Source organism: Streptomyces sp. NPDC048590 (genome assembly GCF_043199535.1).
Lineage (GTDB): Bacteria > Actinomycetota > Actinomycetes > Streptomycetales > Streptomycetaceae > Streptomyces.
On record NZ_JBICWC010000010.1, the window covers coordinates 283,509 to 303,222 of the forward strand.

A 19,714-nucleotide genomic window follows, 5' to 3' on the forward strand; every position below is an offset into this window, starting at 1 on the left:
CCTCAGTCCCCCCGGGACTGCCAGCCGCGTCCGTGCATGAGGTTCTCCAGGCCCGCCCACGAGAAGTTCATCAGCGTGGACGCGGCCTCCTTCGCCGAGACGCCGGGGGTGACGTTGGCCCAGCCGGCGAGCGCCTCCGCCGCACCCACCAACGCCTGTGCGAGCCCGGCCACATCCCGGTCGGGCAGCGCGGGGTCGTGGTGCGCCTCCCGTGCCGCCGCGCCGATCAGACCCGTCACGAACGCGACGATCTCCTCACGCAGGGCCCCCACCTCGCTGACGAACGGCTCCCCGTGCGAGCTCGCCTGCTGGTGGAGGACCGCCCAGCCGTCCGGATTCTCCGCCGTGTGCGTGAAGAAGGCCCGCAGCCCCGACCACAGCTGCCGGTCGGCCGGAATCCCCGGGTCCACCGCCGCCTGCACCGCTTCCACCAGGGCTTTCGACTCGCGGCGGATGCACGCGGTGAAGAGCTCCTCCTTGGAGTTCAGGTACAGGTAGACCAAGGGCTTGGAGACACCGGCCAGTTCGGCGATCTCGTCCATCGAGGCGGCCCGGTACCCGCGCTGCCCGAAGGTCCGCACGGCGGCGTCCATCATCTGCTGCTCGCGCACCGCGCGCGGCATCCGTTTGCCCTTCACTGCGCTCACGTCCGACATCCCTCCCGCCCCACCGAGCTACTCCCGGGTAAGCGTACGACCCGGTCCTGTCCCCCGCCGTACGCAAGCCCCGGCCCGGTCATGATGGCCGGGAGTCGTCCACCCCGAGGGGGACGCCCCGTACGACCCAGGGCCCCCGTACGGTCACACCCGTGGCTGATGTCTCGGCCGGTGTCCGGCGCCTACCGTCCTCGCATGACGACAAGAATCCGCCGGCGGACAGCCGTCGCCGCACTCACCGTCCTGGCCCTGCTGGGTGCCCCCGCGGTCTCCGCACAGGCCTTAGGACGCCCCGCGCCGGCACAGGCCGCCCCGCTCGAACTGCCCCGCCCGACCGGACCGTACGCCGTCGGTTCCCAGGTCCTCCACCTGACCGACCACGACCGCGCAGACCCCTGGGTTCCCGAGGCGGGCGACCGCGAGCTGATGGTGTCGGTCCACTACCCGGCCCGTTCCGGTGGTGAGGGCTCCCCCACCGCGTACATGGACACGGAGGAGGCCAGGCTGATGCTGGCCCAGCGCGGGCTGGACGGCGTCGTGCCCGCCGCGACCGTCGCCGCCACCACCACCCATGCCCGTACGGGCGCCCGTCCCGCCCCCGGCCGCTTCCCGCTGGTCCTGCTCTCCCCTGGGTTCGGGACGCCGCGCGCCACCCTGACCTCGCTCGCCGAGGACCTGGCGAGCGGCGGCTATGTCGTGGCGAGCGTCGACCACGCCTACGAGACCACCGGGACGGCCTTCCCGGGCGGGCGGATCCTCACCTGCGCGGCCTGCGACGCGGTCGAGGCGGCCCCGGACGACGCCGCGTCGGCGGCCGTGCTCCGGTCCGTCTCCGCCGGACGCGCCGAGGACCTGGGCTTCGTGCTCGACCGGCTGACCGGCCCCCGGCCCGCCTGGAGCCACTCCCGCATGATCGACGGCCGGAGGGTCGCGGCCGTCGGGCACTCCATCGGCGGGAACGCCGCGGCCTCCACGATGCTCGCCGATCCCCGCGTCGACGCCGGCGTGAACATGGACGGCACCTTCTTCGACCCGGTGCCCGCCTCCGGCCTCGGCGGCCGTCCCTTTCTCATGCTGGGCACCGACGCGGGCCACCGCCCCGGCGGTGAGGACGAGTCCTGGGACGAGGCGTGGCAGCACCTCGACGGGTGGAAGCGCTGGCTGACGGTGAAGGACTCCGGGCACTTCACCTTCACCGACACCCCGTGGCTCGCCGAGCAGTTCGGCCTTCCCGTCGACCCCGAGGCACCGCTCGCGGGTGACCGCTCGACGGAGATCACCCGCGACTACGTCGCCGCCTTCCTGGACCTGGCTCTGAAGCACAGGCGGCAGCCGCTGCTGGACGGCCCCACCGGACGGAACCCCGAAGTCGTCTTCCAGCAGCCCTGACACGGCCAGGGCCGCCGGAGGACGGCGCTCAGCGAGTCGGCAGGGCGGGGCGGCGGCACAGCAGCAGCGGTCCCTCCGCCGTGGCCGCGTAGAGCGCACCCGCCCGGCCGGCGAGACCCGTGCAGCCGACGGGTCCCGGGGCCGCCCCGTCCGTGAACGGGGCGGCAGGCCCGTCCGGGCCGACCGGAAGGCGGGTGCGCAGCCGGCCGTCGGCGGTGACCGCCCAGAGCCTGCTGTTCAGCGTGGCGAGCGTGACCGCGCCGCCCGCGTCCCCGACCGTCCGCCAGGGCGCCGAGAGGGCGAGCGCCGAGAGGTGGTGGAGGGTGTCGTCGTGCGGGGTGACGGCGAAGACTCCCGCGTCGCAGAGCGCGATCCCGGTCGTCCCCTCGGGCACGGAGGCGACCTCCACCCACTCGTCGGGACCCGCGACCGGTCCCGGCACCGGGTCCCTGCGCAGCAGCCGGCCGTCGTCGGTTGCCGCGTACAGCTCCAGCGGCAGTCCGCCCGACGACTCGCGTGCGGAGCCCAGCGCCCGCACCCCGGGGGCGGTCCCGATCACCCGCCACGGCAGGTTCTGTCCGGACGGCTCACGGCACAGCAGCCGTCCGCGCGCGTCGGCGCCGAACAGGGTGCCCTCGCAGACCGCGAGGGCGTGGACGTCGTCCGGTGCGCCCGCGACCTCCCACCCGTCGCCCGGATCCGTACCGCCCAGCCGGTCCAGCACGTTGCGGGTGATGCGGTCGGCGACCGGGTCCTCGGCGAGGACCTTGCCCCAGTTGATCGTGCCGGCGTTGAACACGGTTCCCGCGCCGAGCCGGAAGACCCCCATCGTGGCGGCGCCGCCCTGACCGTAGTCACGCCAGTGCCGCAGGTCGGCGGTGGCGAGGACGACGAAGGAGGACGGGGTGCCGTCGGTCCCGGTGGCGCGGGGCACGTCCCCCGTCCACTCCAGGGCGCAGGAGTCCGTCTCGTAGCCGAGGGCGCCCCGTGCGAACTCCTGGCCGTCGGAGAGTCCCGTACCGGCGAAGACCCAGTGGTCGGAGAAGCGGGCGGTGTAGGCGTCCTTGACCATGACGGCCATGCCCTCGCCCCAGGCACCGGCGCCCCGGCGGAAGCTCAGCCCGGTCATGGTGTTCTCGGGCCGGTCGACCGGGGAGCTGGACCACTCGACGGTGACCCGGCGCGGATCGGTCGCCGTCATCGGGTCCGTGATGGCGTCGCGGTGGCAGACCATGGTGCGCCCGTCGTCCTCGAGGCGCATCTGCCACCAGGCGGTGTTGGCGGCGAAGAAGGCGATGTTCCCGCCGCGCCGGGCGAAGGCCTCGACGCTGTCGCGCATCTCCATCGACCAGTACTCGTCGTGGCCGTTGACCACCAGCAGGCGGTAGTGGGCCAGGAGTTCGTCGCCGCCGTGGAGGTCGAGGCCCGAGCAGTAGTCGACGTCGTAACCGGCCTGGGGCAGCCAGCGGAGCAGGCCCTCCTCCCAGCGTTCCGGGGGCGGGCCGCCGCCCGGCGAGGCGAAGGAGACACGGGCCGCCCGGTCGGGCTGCTCGGAGTAGTAGAGGCCGCGGTACGGCTGCCCGGCGTGGGTGTACGCGCGCCAGGTGGAGAAGGGGATGGAGACGAGGACGCGCGAGCCGGTGCCGGGCCGGGCGGCGCGCACGACGAACCAGACCTCGTGCTCGGCCTCACCCGTGGTGGGGCGGTCCTCGCCCGGTACGTCGAAGGAGGCGCTGTAGAGGGAGCTGGGCCACTCCTCCGGCACCTCAAGGGTCCACTCAGGGCCGCTCACCCGGGCCGTGAGGCGCGTCCGCCCGCTCACGGCGTCGGTGACGACGACCCGTGCGGCGCTCTCCCCGAGACCGGTCGTCGCGAAGGACAGGGTGCCGCCCTGCACGCAGGACGTCCGGTCGGCCCAGGCCCGTACGGGCTCTCCCGCTCCGGTCATGCCCGCCCCTCCCACGTCTCGTCCAGCAGGTCCCGCAGCCCGGTCAGCAGCGGGGGCCGCCCCGACGCGCTCGCCACGACCAGCTCCTCCATCGCGTACAGGTGCGCGCGGATCGCGTCGGGCGGCAGATAGGCGGTGTCGGCGGTCAGCGACACCGCGAGCGCGTCGTCCTCCTCGGTGATGTGGAGGCAGTAGCGGCACGCCACCTTGTCCTGGGTGGCGGGGAAGCCGAACCGGGTGCGTCCGCCGAGCCGCTCCAGCTCCGCCGGTGTGGGCGCGGGACCGGCCGGGGCGGGCCGCTCGACCAGGCGCATGTCGTTGAAGCAGCAGTACGGGTGGACCTCGGTGCCGTACTCGGCGCGCAGCCGTACGCCGAGCGCATCCCATTCCACCGGGTCGTAGACCGCGGCCCGGTAGGCGCGCAGGGCCGCCCGGTAGGCGGCGGGCAGCAGGTCGGTGAAGACCGGGCCTGAGCCGTGCCCCGCTTCCGCCATGTCGAGGACGAACAGGCCGTCCTGGGACAGGGTGGAGACCAGGTCGCGGTGGGCCGGTGCGGTGCGGTTGCCGACGATCGGCATGACCGCGGCCGTACGGTGTCCCTCGCCAGCCGCCACCAGCGCGGCGGACGCGGCCAGCAACACGGTCGATCCGCTGACCCGGTGCGCCGCGGCCACCGCGCCGACCGCGCGGGCCATCGCGGCGGAGACGATCCGTCCCGTCCAGAAGCGGGGGGTCCTGGGCTCGGCCCCCGGTACGGCGAACATCGTGGGCGGCGCCGCCCTCCAGCCCGCCTCCCAGTGGGCGAGCGCGGCCGCGCCGCGCCGCCGCCCCGCCTCGCCGTGCTGCTCGCGGGCCAGGTCCAGCGGGGTCGCGGAGGGCGGGCGCCCGGCGGAGCCCCGGCGGGCCAGGAGCCGCAGGTCGCGCACGAGGACCTCGGCCCCGTGCCCGTCGGCGGCCAGGTGGCACAGGACGAGGACGGCGTGGCTGACCTGGTCGCCGACGGCCACCAGTCCGGCACGCAGCGGCCACTCCCCCGTGTAGTCGAAGCGGGTGGCCGACAGCCGCTCGAGGAGCGCCTCGGCCTCGGCGGCCGCGATCTCCGGACCGGAGGCGTGGACGACGGTGAGCGGCAGCACCCCGGAGTCCCTCAGGTCCTGGGACGGTTCACCACCCTCGGGCAGCAGAAGCCGTGTACGCAGCGCTTCATGACGTTCCATCAGCGCGCCGAGAGCCCTGGTGCACGCGGTCACCGACACCGTCCTGCCCCGGTCGGCGAGGGGCAGGACGCGGCCGATGTTGAAGTAGTGGTCGTTCGGCGCGGTACGGCGGATGGCGTGCCAGATCGCCCGTTGCCCCCAGGTGAGCGGCGCCTGCCCGGACCGTCCGCCCCGGAAGACGGCCGCCCCGGGGGCGGCGGGCAGCACGGGGGCGGCGGTGTCAGCCATCGTGACCGCCGTCCGACCCGGCCCCCTGCCCGGCCAGATGCCCGACCAGTCCGTCGAGGTCGTCCAGGAAGCGGAAGGTGCCGTCGAGGTCCAGCATGATCCCGAACTCCTCCTCCAGCGAGTCGATCAGCCGGAGGAAGGCCAGCGAGGAGACGCCGAGCGCGGTCAGCGAACCTTCCGCGCCGAGGATCTCCGCCGGTGTCACCTCCCCGTCGGTCGCGGAGGAGACCAGCTCCGCGACCCTGGACCGCAGCCCGGTCCCGGCAGCGGCGGCGGCCGTCACCGGCCCTGCTCCGCGAGGCGGGTGCGCAGCCCGAGCGGACGGATGTCCGGCCAGACGGCGTCCACATGGGCCATGCACTCCTCCTCCGAGCCGGTGAAGCCCTCCGCGCGCCACCCGGCGGGCGGGTCCGTCCTGGCCGGCCAGAGGGCGTGCTGCTCCTCGTCGTTGACGACCACCTGGTACGCCGTGGCGTCGCTCATCGCTGATCTCCCTCTGCTGCGGCCTGCCGCTGTTCGTGCTGGAGTTCGCTCACCACGGCCGAGACCTCGGCGAGCGTCGGGGTGTCGAAGAAGACGTCGAGCGGTACCTCGACGCCGAGCTGCTTGCGGATCCGGGCGGCGATCGCCGTGATCGTCAGGGAATGTCCGCCGAGGTCGAAGAGGTCCTCGTCCGGGCCGATGTCGTCGAGCCGCAGGACCTCCTGCCAGATGTCGCGTACGACCGCCGCCGCACCCCGCGGTTCGGCGGCCGCGGTGGCCGGGGCGGTGTCCGTCCTGGTCCTCGGGGGTTCCGGGAGCCGCCCCCGGTCGACCTTGCCGTTGGGGGTGAGGGGAAGCGCGGGCAGCGGGACCCAGACACCGGGGACCATCGCGGCCGGCAGCGTGCGGGCCAGCCAGGTGCGGAGCTCCTCGGAGGGCGGGGTGTCGGGCGTGCCGACCACGTACGCCACCAGCCGGTCGCCGCCCTCCCCCGGGCCGTCGTCGTCCCCGCCGTCACGGTCCAGCGCGACGACCGCCTGGGCGACCGCCGGGTGCTCGGTGAGCCGGGCCTCGATCTCGCCCAGCTCGATGCGGTGGCCCCGCAGCTTCACCTGGGTGTCCAGCCGCCCGGCGAACTCCAGCCGTCCGTCGGCGAGCCGGCGGACCAGGTCGCCGGTGCGGTACATCCGCGAGCCGGGCGGGCCCCACGGGTCGGGGACGAAGCGCTGCGCGGTCAGCCCGGGGCGGCCCCGGTAGCCGTGGGCGACACCGGCCCCGCCCAGGTGCAGCTCGCCGGGGATGCCGTCGGGTACGGGCTGTCCGTGCGCGTCGAGGACGTACGCCCGGGTCGCGGCCAGCGGACGGCCGACGGTGACCGGGTCTCCGGTGCGGAGATGGGCCAGGGTGGACCACACCGTGGTCTCGGTGGGCCCGTACACGTTCACCAGCCGGCCCACCGCGGCCGCCAGTTCACCGGCCAGCGGTGCGGGCAGCGCCTCACCTCCCGCCAGGGCAACCAGCCCCGGCCGGTGGAGGCCCGCGGCCAGCATCAGCCGCCAGCTGCTCGGGGTCGCCTGGACGTGCGTGACACCGTGCTCGTCGATCAGCTTCAGCAGGGCCGCCCCGTCGCGCTGCCGCTCCTCGGGGACGAGCACGACCCGTGCGCCCTCGGTCAGCGGCAGCAGCAGTTCCACCGTGGAGATGTCGAAGGACAGCGAGGTCAGCCCCAGCCAGCGGTCCCGCTCCCCGGCCTCCAGGTGGTCGCCCATCGTGGCCAGCAGGTTGGCGAGCGCTCCGTGCGGGATCTCGACGCCCTTGGGCCGGCCCGTGGAACCCGAGGTGTAGATGACGTACGCGGGGTCCCCGGGTGCCGGGGCGGTACCGACGGTCCTGGGGGCGACGGGCTCGGCGGCGGCCGACGGGGAGAGGACGGGCAGCCCGGCGGGGAGCCCCTCCGGGACCGGGCCCTCGACGACCAGGGCCGCGAGCCCCGCGTCCTGCCGGACGAAGGCGAGCCGGTCGGCCGGGTAGCCGGGGTCCAGCGGTACGTACGCCGCGCCGGCCGCCAGCACCCCGAGCACCGCGACCAGTTCGCCGGCCGAGCGGGACACCTGCACCCCCACCAGGTCGCCCCGGCCGAGCCCGGCGGCGGCGAGCCGGTCCGCGAACCCCTCGGCACAGGCGTGCAGTTCGCCGTAGGTCAGCTCGCTGCCGTCCGTCGCCACCACGGCCACGGCGTCGGGCGCCGCAGCGGCCCGCTCCGCGAACATGCCGACCACCGTGGCGTCCGCCGGGCAGGCGGCCGGGAGGCCGTTGCCCGTGCGCAGAGCCGACTCCAGCTCCGGTCCGGTCAGGAGCGGCAGGGCGTGGAGCGGGGTCGCGGGCGCGTCGAGCACGGCGTCGAGCAGGGTGCGGAAGTGACCGACGATCCGGGCGGGAGCATCAGGGGCGAACGCGTCGGCTCGGTACTGGAGCGAGCCGTCGAGGCCGTTTGGTCCGTCGACCAGCTGGAGGTGCGCCAGGTTGCGTACGGCGTGGGTGAAGCCGATCCAGTCGACGTCGACGCCCGGGGCCTCGGCCGTCTCCCATCCGGTGCGGCGGCGGTAGCTGACCGACAGTGGGGCGAGGGCGGTGCGCGGGGTGAGACCGCGCACCGCACGGGCCAGCGGGACCGTGCGGTGCGCGTACAGGGCGCGCAGTCCGGCACGCACCTCGCGGGCGAAGTCCGCGAAGGGCAGCTCCGGGGCGGGGGTGGTGAGCACCGGGAGCTCGTTGACGTACAGGCCGATGCGACCGGGGCTTCCCGGGGCCCGGGTGGAGAGCTCCAGGGCGGTCGCGGGGGTCTGGTTGCCGTAGCGCAGCAACAGGGTGTGCCAGAGCGCCAGCAGCAGTTCGAAGCGGGTGACCCCGAGGGATTCGGCGGTCCCGGTGAGGCGTGCGTGGAGGGCCGCGTCGAGCGTGAAGGGGACGGCAGCCCCGGGCGCGGGGGTGGTCCCGGCCACGGCCGAGGCGGGCAGGCCCGGCAGCACCGGCGCGTCCGGCTCGTACCGGCGCGCCGACCAGAACTCCTCGGCGGCGGCGAGAGCCCCGGCGTCCGGCTCGCCGCGCGTGTCGCTCTCGGGTAGGGCGTCCGGCTCCACGCCGAGCAGGCCGGCGAGCAGGACGTCCTTCGACGCGCCGTCGAAGGCCAGGTGGTGGGCCACGGTGTGCAGGACGGGAGCGGCGTCCCCCTCCGTCACCAGTGCGAACCTGACGAGGGGCCCCTCGGTGAGGTCGAAGGGCCGGGCGCTCTCCTCGGCAAGGAGTGCGTCGAGGGCGCCGGACTCGCATGCCAGCGGCCGGAGTTCGGGAGCGGGGCCCGTCGCCGGGGCGAGTACGGGGCCCTCGGGGTCCACCCGGGACGCCAGCACGGGGTGCCGGGCGACGAGAGCGGCGCAGCGGGCCGCGAGGACCTCCGGACCGGGCGGCGAGGGGAACCGGACGGTGAGCGCGAGATGGTGGGCGGCACCGGGGCGCAGCACCTGTTCGGTGACCCACATCCCGTGCTGGGCCGGGGTGAGCGCGGAGGGGAAGGGGGAGGTGGTCGTCATCGCAGTGCCTCGTCGTCCAGGAGCAGGCGCAGCTCGCGCTTGAGGATCTTGCCGCCCTCGTTGCGGGGCAGCGAGGGGCGGAACAGCAGGCGGGCGGGGAGTTCGTGGGACGCCAGCCGGTCGAGCAGGAAGGTGCGCAGGGCGGGCACGGTCAGCTCGCCGCGCGGCACGACCACGGCGGCGACGACCGACCCGAGCACGGGGTGCGGCACGCCGAACGCCGCGGCGTCGGCCACCGCCGGGTGGGCGTGCAGGGCGTTCTCCACCTGGAGGGTGGAGACCTTGTACGCACCGGACTTGACCACGTCGCGTTCCCGGTCGAGGAGGTGCAGGTACCCCTCCTCGTCCAGCCGTCCGAGGTCCCCCATCCGCACCCAGCGGCCCTGGAAGACCCCCGCCCCGCCCTCGGGGTCCCCGAGGTAGGTGCGCGGGGCGGCCGGGGTGCGCAGCCACACCTCGCCCGGTTCGCCGGGCGGCAGCGGGGTCCCTTCGGGCGTGGTGATCCGCAGCTCGCTGACGGACGCGGGGCGGCCCGGGGAGTCGGGCCGGTCGGGGTCGAAGAGCAGGGTGATCTGGGCCGGCGCGGCCTCGGTGGAGGTGTAGTAGTTGACGACCTGGGCGCCGGGGAAGGCGCGGGTGAGACCGAGGGCGACGGGCTGCGGGAGGGCGGCGGCGGTCGAGCCGACGAGGCGGACGCTGTCGGTGGAGCGACGGCGGGCCGCGTCCGAGCCGAGCAGTTCGATGGCCATCGCGGGCACGAGGAAGACGCTGCCGACGGCGTGCTCCTCGATGAGCCGGGCGAACCGTCCCGGGGTGAACTGCGGTGCGACGACGGCGGTGGCCGCGGAGTCCAGCGCGTTGACGAGCATGGTCTGCCCGGCGTTGGTGCCGACGGGGAAGGCGTGCAGGAAGTGACGGGAGTGCCGGAGCGGCCGGCGCCGTTCGTCGAGGGTGCAGCCGTGCACCAGGTTGGCGTGCGTGGCGGTGACGCCCTTGGGGGTGCCCGTGGTGCCCGAGGTGTAGAGGATCTGGGCGAGGGCCGCCGGATCCGGCTCGGGTCCCGGTCCGGGGTGCGGCGCCGCTCCCGCCTCCGTCTCCTCGGCGGTCGCCTCCCACAGCCCCTCCGGCAGTACGCCCTCGGGCATGCCGCCTTCGGGGCCGTGCAGGACGGCCGAGGCCCCGCTGTCGGCGAGGACATGGGCGGCCACGGCCGGCGCCTGCCGGTCGGAGAGCGGCACGGCGACACAGCCGGCGCGCAGCACCCCGCAGTACGCGACGGCGTACTCGGTCCAGTCGCCGCTGCCGTACCGGAGGACGACCCGTGCCCCCGGGGCGAGCCCCCGGGACCGCAGTCCGGCGGCGAGCGCCTCGGCACGCGCGTGCCAGGCGCCGAAGGTCAGGGTGCGCGGACCGCAGACCATCGCGGTGCGCTCCGGTTCGGCGGCGGCCCGGTGGCCGAGCAGGTCCGGGAGGCCGCGCGGTGCGCGCGGCCGGACCCGTGCGGGGCGGGCGGGGGCGGCGGTCATCCGGCGTCCCCCTCCCCGGCGCGGGTGCGGTCCCGGGCTCCGGCGGACGCGCCCACCAGGGCGGGTTCGCCGGACCTGGCCGCCTCGGCCTTCACCCGGCGCTCGCGCTCCTGGATGCCGACCAGGTCGTCGGGGAGCGCGTCGGGGACGTCGAGGTCGAAGCGGGCCAGCACCGGCAGCCGCAGCCCGATCGCCACCAGGACCAGCATGGCCGCGCCGAACAGCAGGTACATGAAGCCGATACCGCGCCCCGGCCCCGTACCGATGAGGGCGCCCACGGTCGAGGTCAGCGAACCGCCGTCCTCGAACATCGGGCCGAAGAACGAGGAGCCCACCGGGGCGATGATCCCGTGCCCGATCGGCAGGGTCGACCAGGCGACCAGGGTGTTCAGCGCGAAGACCCGGCCGTGGAAGCGCTGCGGCACCTTGATCTGGACGATCGTCGTGTAGACCCCGTTGACCATGGACAGGGCGCAGGACATCCCGAACGCCCCGACGCCGATGATCCACAGGTCGGCCCGGACGCCGACGAGCGCGCTGGCCAGGGCCAGCACGCCGGCCAGCCCCAGCATGCCGCGCATCCGGTTCTCCTTGGGGCCGCCCCAGAAGCCCATCGCGATCCCGCCGACGATCGCTCCCGCACCACCGGCCACGGCGACCCTGGCCACCGCCTCCAGCGAGTCGAAGGACAGCACCAGCGGGGTGACCAGCAGGAACAGCGGGGAAAGGAAGATGTTCAGGGCGGCGAACCAGAGGAGCATCGCCCGGAAGCCCTTGTTCTTCCACGAGTGGGCGAAGCCGTGCTTGATCTCCGCGACCAGGGACTCCCGGCGCGTCCAGGGCAGCGTCTTCGGGAACTTCACGAACGCCAGCACACCGATGGCGATGGTGTAGCTGGCCACGTCCAGGATGAGGATGCCCTTCAGCCCGATCCCCGCCATCAGCGCCACCGCCGCCAGCGGGACGATGAACTGGGCGACCCCGAAGGCCATCTGCACGATGCCGTTGGCGTGGCCGAGGTACTGCTTGGGCACCAGCTGCGGTACGGACGAGGCGTAGGCGAGCCGTTGGAAGGTGAGCGCCACCGACAGCACCCCGAGGAGTACGTAGATGTGCCAGGAGTGGAGGTGCCCGGAGAGCAGCAGGGCGAGCAGCGCTCCCTGCGTCGATCCGGCGACGACGTCGCTGACGAGCATCACCCGGCGCCGGTCCAGCCGGTCGACGACCGCCCCGGCCAGCGGCCCGACGAGGATGCCCGGAAGCATCCCGATCACGGCGTAGAGGGCGTACTTGCCCATCGAGCCGGTCTCCGTGTAGATCCACACCGGCAGCGCGAATTCGGTGAGCGCGGAGCCCGTGATGGAGAGCAACTGCCCGAAGGCGACGGCCAGGAAGCGGCCCATGCTGGGCGCGGGGCCGGCACCGGAAGCCTCTGCCGCCGCGGCCTCCCCGGGGCCGCCGGGCCCGTCAGCCGCTCCCCCGCTCGCCTCGTGGAACCACCACGGCCCGTCGTCGGACCGGGGCGGGAGCTCCTTCTCCGCCGTGCCGTCGAGGACGGCGGTGTGCGTACGGGTGAGGATCTCGGCCAGCTCGTTCGCGCGGTACTTCAGGAAGAAGTGCCCACCCTCGTCCAGGACCGCCAGGGCCGAACTCTCGGCGAGCATCTGCCACTCGCGGTAGCGCTCCTGGTAGAAGTCGGTCGCCGGGTCACGGTTGCCGACCACCGAGATCACCGGTGCCCGCAGCCTCGCGCCGCCCGCCTCGACCTCGGCGAGGACCTTGGTGAAGTACTCCTCGGCCGCCTTGGAGTCGGCGCGCATGTTGCCGATGATGAACTTCATCTGGGCGTCGTCGAGTTCGCCCACCTCGGCGCCCATGGAGCGCAGCCAGTTGACGTAGACCCGGTCGCCCAGCAGCGGTTCGAGGGCCGAGACGCGGCTCAGTGCGCCCAGCATCCGGCTGCGGGGCCGGGCGAAGGGGAACTGCGCCCCGATGTAGACCGCCTCCGGCACCCGGCCGGACGCTTCGAGGAGACGGGCGACGGCGACGGTCAGCGCGCTGCCGACGCCGCAGTGCCCGTAGAGGGCGATGGGGCCCTCGACCCGTTCGCGCACCTCCTCGGCGATCTTCTCGGCGAGCACCTCGAACTCCAGGTGCGCCTCGGTCACACCCACGTCGTGGCCCGGGATCGCGACGGACCACAGGTCGTACCCGTCGGGCAGCTCGTCGGCGACCGGCTGGTAGACGACGGCGCTGCCGCCGCCGTAAGGGACGCAGACGTAGGACAGCGTGCGGGTACCCGCCCCGGTGGGCCGGGTCAGCCGGTGCAGCAGCTTGCTGGGGCCGCGCTCGGAGGCGTCGAGATCGGCCAGGGCGGCGAGTTCGCGCACCGTGCGGCAGGTGAACAGGTCCATGACGCTGACCGGCTGGGCGCCCGCGTCCGGGAGCCGCTTCCGGGCACGGGCGACGACCTGGGTGGCGAGCAGCGAGTGCCCGCCGAGGTCGAAGAAGTCGTCGTCGACGCCGACCTCGGGCAGCGTCAGCACCTCCGCCCAGATCTCCGCGAGGATCCGCTCGGTCTCCGTCTCCGGTGCGGCGAGCGCGCCTCCGGTGCGGCGGGCCTGCGGCGCGGGCAGGGCGCGGCGGTCGAGCTTGCCGTTGGGCGAGAGGGGGAGCGCGTCCAGCACGACGAAGGCGGCGGGCACCATGTAGTCGGGGAGCGTCCGGCGCAGGGCGGTGCGCAGATCGGCGGGGTCCGGCTCCTCTGTGCCCTCCTCCAGGACGAGGTAGGCCACCAGGCGCTTGTCGCCCGGGTTGTCCTCGCGGACGACGACGGCGGTCGCGGCCACGGCGGGCTCGGCGCGCAGCGCCTCCTCGATCTCGCCGGGTTCGATGCGCAGCCCTCGGATCTTGACCTGCTGGTCGATCCGGCCCAGGTGCTCCAGCTGTCCGTCCGCACGCCACCGGGCCAGGTCGCCGGTGCGGTAGAGGCGCGAGCCGGGCGGGCCGAAGGGATCGGGCACGTAGCGGGCGGCGGTCAGGCCGGGTCTGCGGTGGTAGCCCAGGGACACCTGGACACCGCCGATGTGGAGCTCGCCCGGGGTGCCGAGGGGCACCGGCCGCAGGGCGTCGTCCAGGACATACAGCCGGGTGTTGTCCACGGGCGCGCCGATCGGCACGGTGGCGAGATCCCCGGCGCACTCCCAGCTCGTCACGTCGACGGCGGCCTCGGTGGGCCCGTAGAGGTTGGCGAGCGCGCAGTGCGGCAGCCGGGCGGTGAAGGCGCGCGCGGTGTGCGGGGCCAGCTCCTCGCCGCTGCACACCACCCGGCGCAGCGAGGCGCAGCGTTCGACGTCGTCCTCGGCGAGGAACACGTCGAGCATGGAGGGGACGAAGTGGGCGAGGGTGACCCCGCGCGCGGCGATCGTGTCCCGGAGGTGCGCGGCGTCCTTGTGGCCGCCTGGCTTGGCGACGACCAGCCGGGCTCCGGTGAGCAGCGGCAGGAACAGCTCCCAGACCGACACGTCGAAACCGGTGGGCGTCTTCTGGAGCACCGCGTCGGCGGCCCCCACCTCGTACGTACGGGCCATCCAGAGCAGCCGGTTGACGATCGCGCGGTGGGTGTTGGGCACCCCCTTGGGGCGTCCGGTGGAGCCCGAGGTGTAGATCATGTACGCGATGTCACCGGCGTCCGGGCCGGCCGGTTCCGCCCCTTCGCCCTCCCAGCTCTCCAGGTCGTCGAGGAGCAGCACCCCGGCCTCGCACCCCTCGGGCACCGGCAGTCGGCGCTGGGTGAGCAGCACCTCGGCCCCGCTGTCGGCGAGCATGAAGGCGAGGCGTTCGGCCGGGTACTCCGGGTCGAGCGGGGTGTAGGCGGCGCCGGTCCTGAGCACCCCGAGGAGCCCCGCGACCAGTTCCAGGGAGCGTTCGGCGCTGACCGCGACCAGGCTGCCGGGGCCGACCCCGTCACCGGCGAGGCGCCGGGCGACCCTCCCGGAGGCCCGGTCCAGCTCCGCGTAGGTCAGCGTCCCGCCCTCGAAGTCCACGGCCACGGCGTCGGGGGTCCGGGCGGCCTGCGCCGCGATGAGGGAGGGCAGGGTCGCCCCTTCGGGGACCTCGGCGGCCGTGTCGTTCCACTCGACGGTGGTCCGGCGCAGCTCCGCCGGGTCCAGTCCGTCATGGGCGGACACGGGCAGTCCGGGCCGCTCCGCGACGGCGCGCAGCAGCCGGCCGAGGTGGTCCGCGACGCGGGCGATCCCGGACTCGTCGAAGAGGTCGGTGTTGTAGTTGAAGGCGCCGCGCAGCCCTTCGGGCCACTCCATCAGGAAGAGCTCGACGTCGAACCGGGTCCCGGCCGCGTGCAGCCCGAAGGGCTCGGCCTCCAGCGGCAGTTCGACGGCCTGGGAGGCGGAGGCGTAGTTCTGGATCGCCAGGACGGCCTGGAAGACCGGCGAGCGCGAGACGTCGCGCTCGACGTTCAGCTCGGACACCAGCTGGGCGAAGGGGAGTTCCTGGTGGGCGTACGCCTCCAGACAGGTCTCCCGCGTCCGGTCGAGCAGCTCACCGAAGGTCGGATCGCCGTCCAGCCGTGCACGGAACGGCAGGACGTTGACGAACATCCCGACGAGCCCTTCGAGTTCGGGCTCCGGGCGGCCCGCCACGGGCGAGCCCACGGCGAAGTCGCGCTGGCCGGAGAACCGGGACAGTACCAGCTGGAACGCCGCCAGCAGCACCATGTGCACGGTCGCGCCGTGCTGCTTGCCGAGGTCGGTGAGCCGGTCGAGCAGCTCCCGGTCGACGTCGAATCCGTAGCCGGCGCCCTCGAAGGTCTGGCGCTCGGGCCGGGGACGCGCCGTGGGCAGCTCCAGCGGCCGGACGTCGGCCAGCTCGCGGGCCCAGTACGAGACCTCCGCGTCCAGCCGCTCACCCGTCAGCCTCTCGCGCTGCCAGAGCGCGAAGTCGCCGTACTGGACGGGGAGTTCCTTCAGCGGATCGGACTCCCCCGCCGCGTGGGCCGCGTAACCGCGCAGGATCTCGGAGAGCAGCACCTCACTGGACCAGCCGTCGCTGACGCTGTGGTGCACCACCAGCAGGAGTACGTGGTCGTCGTCGGCGAGCCGGACCAGGAGGCCGTTGATCAGGGGGCCGGTGACCAGGTCGAAGGGAAGCGCTCCCAGCTCGTCGACCAGCCGGGCGGCGTGCTCCTCGTCGTCCGCGTCGGCGGTGCGCAGCGGGAAGGGAGCGGGTTCGGCGATCTCCAGGACCGGACGGCCGTCGTCGGTGGCCGGGTACCGGGAGCGCAGCGTCTCGTGGCGGGCCAGCACGGTGTCCAGGGCGCGCTGGAGGGCCGGGCGGTCCAGGGGGCCGCGCAGTCTGCGGGCCACGGGGATGTTGTACGCGGCGGTGCCGGGCGCGAACTGCTCCATGAACCAGAGCCGTTCCTGCGCGAACGAGAGGGGCGGCACCGTGCCCTCGGGCCGGCGGGGCACCGCGCGCACGGCGGCGGAGCGGCCGCGCAGCCGCTGGGCGAGCAGGGCCCGCTTGGCGTCGGAGAGTGCGGCGGGGGATCTCCCCCCGGGTCTCGCCGCCGGACTCCCGCCGCCCTCGGGGGCGGGAGCTTCGCCCTCGGGGGCGTGAGCGTCGCTCTCGTGACGGCCGGTGCCGCCGGGGCGTATCTCGGTGCTGCTCATGCCGTCGTTGTTCCGTTTCTCTCCGCGCCGGTGGTGCCGGACCCGGCCGCGAGAAGCTGCTCGGCGTCCTCTTCGGTCAGGGCTTCGATCTCCGCGAGCAGCAGGTCCTCCACCGCGAGGGCGAACGTCTCGGCGGTGCGATGGGTGAACAGGACCCGCAGGGGGACGGCCAGTCCGGCCGCCGACCTGATCCGGGCCACGACCCGGGTGGCCAGCAGGGAGTGCCCGCCGAGATCGAAGAAGTCGTCCAGTGCGCCGACCCGGTCCAGGCCGAGCACCTCCGCCCAGGCCTCGGCGACCAGCTCCTCCGCGTCGGTGCGCGGGGCCACGTAACCGGGTCCGAGGTCGGGCCGGTGCCCGGGCGCGGGCAAGGCCCGGCGGTCCAGCTTGCCGTTCGGGGTCAGGGGCAGCGCGTCCAGGACGACCAGGGAGTTCGGCACCAGATGCGCCGGCAGCACGGCGGCCAGGGCGGCCCGCAGCTCCGCGGGCGACAGGTCCTCGCCGGCCGTCGGCACGACGTAACCGACGAGGGCGTCGTCGCGCACCACCACGGCGGCGCCGCCGACCCCGTCCAGCGCCAGCAGCGCGGTCTCCACCTCGCCCGGCTCGACGCGGAAGCCCCGCACCTTGATCTGGCCGTCGATCCGCCCGAGGAACTCCAGCTGCCCGTCGGCCCGCCACCGGACCAGGTCGCCCGTGCGGTAGCGGCGGGACCCGGGCGGGCCGTACGGGTCGGGCACGAAGGCCCGCGCCGTCGCACCGGGCCGCCCGGCGTAGCCGTACGTCACCCCGGCGCCGCCCACCAGGAGTTCGCCGGGGACGCCGTACGGCACCGGGCGCCCGTACGCGTCGCACACGGTGAGCGTGGTCCCGCCGATCGGCCCGCCGATGGGCGGGCGGGTGACGGCGTCGGCGCGGCCCAGCTCGGCGGTGGTCGCGATGACCGTGGTCTCGGTGGGCCCGTAGGAGTTGACCACCCGCACCGAGTCGCCGAAGTGTGCCCGCCAGGCGGCCACAGCACCGGGGTTGACCTGGTCGGCTCCCAGGATCAGCAGCCTGAGGGACTTCGGCCAGGTGACGGCGGACAGGTCGTCGGCCAACTGGTGCCAGTACGGCGTGGGCAGGTCGAGCACGGTCAGCCCGTCGCCGTGACCGGCGGCGAGGTGGTCCGGCAGGGTGCTCCCGGCGCCGGCCACGACCAGCCGGGCACCGGCGGTGAGCGCTGGGTAGATCTCCTCGGCGTGGGTGTCGAAGCTCAGCGAGGCGAACTGCAGGACCTCGTCCCGCGCGGTGATCCCGTAACTCCGCCGCATCCAGGTGACCCGGGCGGCCAGCGCCCGGTGCGGAACGACGACCCCCTTGGGGGTACCGGTGGAACCGGAGGTGTGGATGACGTAGGCCGCGTCGTCGGGCCCGGCCTGCCAGCCGGGATCGGGCACCGCGTCGTCCGGCCCCGCCTGCCGGCCGGGACCGGGTACCGCGCCCTCGCCGCCGCCGTACGGGGCGAGCACGGTGACCCGCTCCGGGAGCCAGGCCGCCTCGGGGTCGGACGGGTCCGCCACCACCACGCGTACCGCGGTGTCCTCGACCATGAACTCCAGCCGGGGGCGCGGGTATCCGGGATCCAGCGGCAGATAGGCGGCACCTGCCCGCCAGGCCCCCAGCATCGCCGTGACGGCCGCCGCGCCCCGGGGCAGGCGGACGCCCACGACGTCCCCGCCGCGCACCCCCGCCGCCCGCAGACGTACGGCGAGCGCGCCGGCGGCTTCCCAGAGCGCCCGGTGGGTCAGCTCGCCCGACGGATCACGTACCGCGACCCGGTCGCCGTGCGCCTCGGCGGTGCGGGCCAGCACCACCGGCAGGGCGTCCGTGTCCCCGGGCAGTGACGGCGCCCCGGTCCCCAGGGCCGCCAGCTCGGTCCGCTCGGCCCCGGTGACGAGGGGCAGCGCGGAGAGGGGGGCGTCCGGATCGGCGAGCACCCCGCACAGCAGCGTCTCGAAGTGCCGGGCGAGCCGCTCGGCCCAGGGTGCGTCGAACAGGTCGGTGCGGTAGCCGAGCACCGCGATCAGGTCGTCGCCGTCACGTCGCAGGTCGAGCATCAGCTCGAACTTGCTGGCGGCGTGCCCTCCGTCCTCCTCGGTGCATGGCAGGCCCGCGAAGGTCCGCGTCGCGCTGTCCGGACCGTCCTGGGTGTGGACGGTCAGCAGGGTCTGGAACAGGGGGCTGCCGCCGAGGCGGCGCTCGACGCCCAGTTCCTCGATGAGCCGCTCGAAGGGCACCCGGTCGTGGGCGAAGGCCGCCAGCGACGACCAGCGTACCCGGCGCAGGAGTTCGGTGAAGGAGGGATCACCGCCGAGTTCCGCGCGCAGGACGAGCGTGGTGGAGAAGTAGCCGATCATCCCCTCCAGTTCCGGCTCGCCCCGCCCTGCCGCCGGCACCCCGACGCAGAAGTCGTCCTGCCGCGACCAGCACCCCAGGAGCACCTGATAGGCGGCGAGCAGCACCATGAAGGGGGTGCACCGCTTCTGCCGGGCGAGCGCGTCCACCCGCACCCCCGCACCGGTGAGCCGCCGGGTGTGGAAGGCACCTCCCACGGCGCCCCGCCCCGGGACGGTGGGCCTCAGGTCGAGCACGGGCGCGCCGGCGAGCCGCTCACGCCAGTGGGCGAGCGACTTCTCCGCCTCGGCGCCCGGCGCGGACTCCCGCTCCCGGCGCGCGTACTCGGTGTACGGGAGGAGTGCGTCCAGCACCACCGCGCGGCCCTCGAGGTGGGCCTCGTAGCGGGCGGCCAGCTCCTCGCGCAGCAGGTTCAGCGACCAGCCGTCCGCGATCATGTGGTGCAGGACCAGGCAGAGCAGGTGCTCGTCGTCGGCCGTCCTGAAGAGGCTCACCCGGATCAGCGGCCCCCGCGCGAGGTCGAACCCCGCGTTGGTGCGCTCGGCGAGCATCGCGCCGGCCGCCGCCGGGCGGTCCCTGAGGTCGGCCGTCTCGAACGGCACCGGCGAGGGCGGTTCCACGACGGCCACGGGGGTGCCGTCGGCGTCGGGGAAGCGGGTGCGAAGAGACTCGTGCCGGGCCGCCGTGCCGTCGAACGCCGCGCGCAGGGCGGCCTCGGAGAGGTCGCCCCGCAGCCGCAGCACCAGCGGGATGTTGTACGCGGCGTCGCCCGGGTCGAGCCGGTCGAGGAACCAGAGCCGCTCCTGGCCGTGGCTCAGCGGGAAACCGTCCGCGCCCTCCGCGGTCGTCACCGTCGCGTCGGCCGTACCGATCATGTGCCCTGCTCCCCTGCGTGCCGACCCGGTGACGTCACCGCCGAGAGCAGCGGGAAGCAACATCGGACAAGTGTGCCGATGGACCGTCAACAGACTTGCGGGCAAGGGGAGTTGCCAGCGCTCCGGTCTCCCCCCACGGCTCCGGTCCCGAGCAACGCACACAGTAGGGGCGAGAGGTCGGCCGAGTCAATGGTCTGGACCACGCGTCATTGGCCT

The 19,714-nt window shown here is 74.5% G+C and carries 10 protein-coding genes; 1 reads left to right on the forward strand and 9 read right to left on the reverse strand.

The genetic code is table 11. The features are described 5' to 3' along the window. Positions 1-2 precede the first annotated feature (2 nt). Positions 3-623 (reverse strand): TetR/AcrR family transcriptional regulator, encoded by a 621-nt coding sequence (locus ACGFNN_RS28015; protein ID WP_362540811.1) that lies wholly within the window; start codon positions 621-623, stop codon positions 3-5. Between the two features lie 228 nt (positions 624-851). Here ACGFNN_RS28015 and ACGFNN_RS28020 point away from each other — a divergent pair, with 228 nt between their 5' ends. Next, the gene (locus tag ACGFNN_RS28020; protein ID WP_393559969.1) at positions 852-2,045 is read left to right on the forward strand and encodes an alpha/beta hydrolase family protein; all 1,194 of its coding nucleotides are present in this window, start codon (positions 852-854) and stop codon (positions 2,043-2,045) included. A 28-nt stretch (positions 2,046-2,073) separates the two neighbouring features. On the opposite strand, the gene ACGFNN_RS28025 is transcribed toward ACGFNN_RS28020, so the two are convergent. Genes ACGFNN_RS28025 through ACGFNN_RS28060 form a run of 8 tightly spaced genes read right to left on the reverse strand, consistent with a single transcriptional unit; the run spans position 2,074 to position 19,498 of the window. Next, on the reverse strand, positions 2,074-3,993 hold the full coding sequence (locus ACGFNN_RS28025) for a N,N-dimethylformamidase beta subunit family domain-containing protein (RefSeq protein ID WP_393559971.1): 1,920 nt from the start codon (positions 3,991-3,993) through the stop codon (positions 2,074-2,076). Next, entirely contained in the window at positions 3,990-5,438 is a 1,449-nt protein-coding gene (locus tag ACGFNN_RS28030) for a condensation domain-containing protein (protein WP_393559972.1), read from the reverse strand. The genes ACGFNN_RS28025 and ACGFNN_RS28030 overlap by 4 nt, the downstream gene beginning before the upstream one ends. Then, on the reverse strand, positions 5,431-5,721 hold the full coding sequence (locus ACGFNN_RS28035; protein ID WP_393559974.1) for an acyl carrier protein: 291 nt from the start codon (positions 5,719-5,721) through the stop codon (positions 5,431-5,433). The genes ACGFNN_RS28030 and ACGFNN_RS28035 overlap by 8 nt, the downstream gene beginning before the upstream one ends. Further along, the gene (locus ACGFNN_RS28040) at positions 5,718-5,921 is read right to left on the reverse strand and encodes an MbtH family NRPS accessory protein (protein ID WP_362663859.1); all 204 of its coding nucleotides are present in this window, start codon (positions 5,919-5,921) and stop codon (positions 5,718-5,720) included. The genes ACGFNN_RS28035 and ACGFNN_RS28040 overlap by 4 nt, the downstream gene beginning before the upstream one ends. Continuing rightward, positions 5,918-9,010, reverse strand: coding sequence for an amino acid adenylation domain-containing protein (locus ACGFNN_RS28045; RefSeq protein ID WP_393559977.1), 3,093 nt, complete (start codon positions 9,008-9,010; stop codon positions 5,918-5,920). The genes ACGFNN_RS28040 and ACGFNN_RS28045 overlap by 4 nt, the downstream gene beginning before the upstream one ends. After that, positions 9,007-10,536 carry a class I adenylate-forming enzyme family protein gene (locus ACGFNN_RS28050; protein ID WP_393559979.1) on the reverse strand — a complete coding sequence of 510 codons (1,530 nt, stop codon included), beginning with the start codon at positions 10,534-10,536 and terminating at the stop codon, positions 9,007-9,009. Before ACGFNN_RS28050 ends, ACGFNN_RS28045 begins: the two co-directional genes overlap by 4 nt. Then, on the reverse strand, positions 10,533-16,226 hold the full coding sequence (locus ACGFNN_RS28055; RefSeq protein WP_393559981.1) for an amino acid adenylation domain-containing protein: 5,694 nt from the start codon (positions 16,224-16,226) through the stop codon (positions 10,533-10,535). Before ACGFNN_RS28055 ends, ACGFNN_RS28050 begins: the two co-directional genes overlap by 4 nt. Next, positions 16,223-19,498 (reverse strand): amino acid adenylation domain-containing protein, encoded by a 3,276-nt coding sequence (locus ACGFNN_RS28060; protein ID WP_393560130.1) that lies wholly within the window; start codon positions 19,496-19,498, stop codon positions 16,223-16,225. Before ACGFNN_RS28060 ends, ACGFNN_RS28055 begins: the two co-directional genes overlap by 4 nt. Between the last annotated feature and the right edge of the window lie 216 nt (positions 19,499-19,714).

Coding starts and splice junctions, on each gene's coding strand:
- ACGFNN_RS28015 (WP_362540811.1), bottom strand. CDS start 623: ATGCCGCGCGCGGTGCGCGAGCAGCAGATGATGGACGCCGCCGTGCGG.
- ACGFNN_RS28020 (WP_393559969.1), top strand. CDS start 852: ATGACGACAAGAATCCGCCGGCGGACAGCCGTCGCCGCACTCACCGTC.
- ACGFNN_RS28025 (WP_393559971.1), bottom strand. CDS start 3,993: ATGACCGGAGCGGGAGAGCCCGTACGGGCCTGGGCCGACCGGACGTCC.
- ACGFNN_RS28030 (WP_393559972.1), bottom strand. CDS start 5,438: ATGGCTGACACCGCCGCCCCCGTGCTGCCCGCCGCCCCCGGGGCGGCC.
- ACGFNN_RS28040 (WP_362663859.1), bottom strand. CDS start 5,921: ATGAGCGACGCCACGGCGTACCAGGTGGTCGTCAACGACGAGGAGCAG.
- ACGFNN_RS28045 (WP_393559977.1), bottom strand. CDS start 9,010: ATGACGACCACCTCCCCCTTCCCCTCCGCGCTCACCCCGGCCCAGCAC.
- ACGFNN_RS28050 (WP_393559979.1), bottom strand. CDS start 10,536: ATGACCGCCGCCCCCGCCCGCCCCGCACGGGTCCGGCCGCGCGCACCG.
- ACGFNN_RS28055 (WP_393559981.1), bottom strand. CDS start 16,226: ATGAGCAGCACCGAGATACGCCCCGGCGGCACCGGCCGTCACGAGAGC.
- ACGFNN_RS28060 (WP_393560130.1), bottom strand. CDS start 19,498: ATGATCGGTACGGCCGACGCGACGGTGACGACCGCGGAGGGCGCGGAC.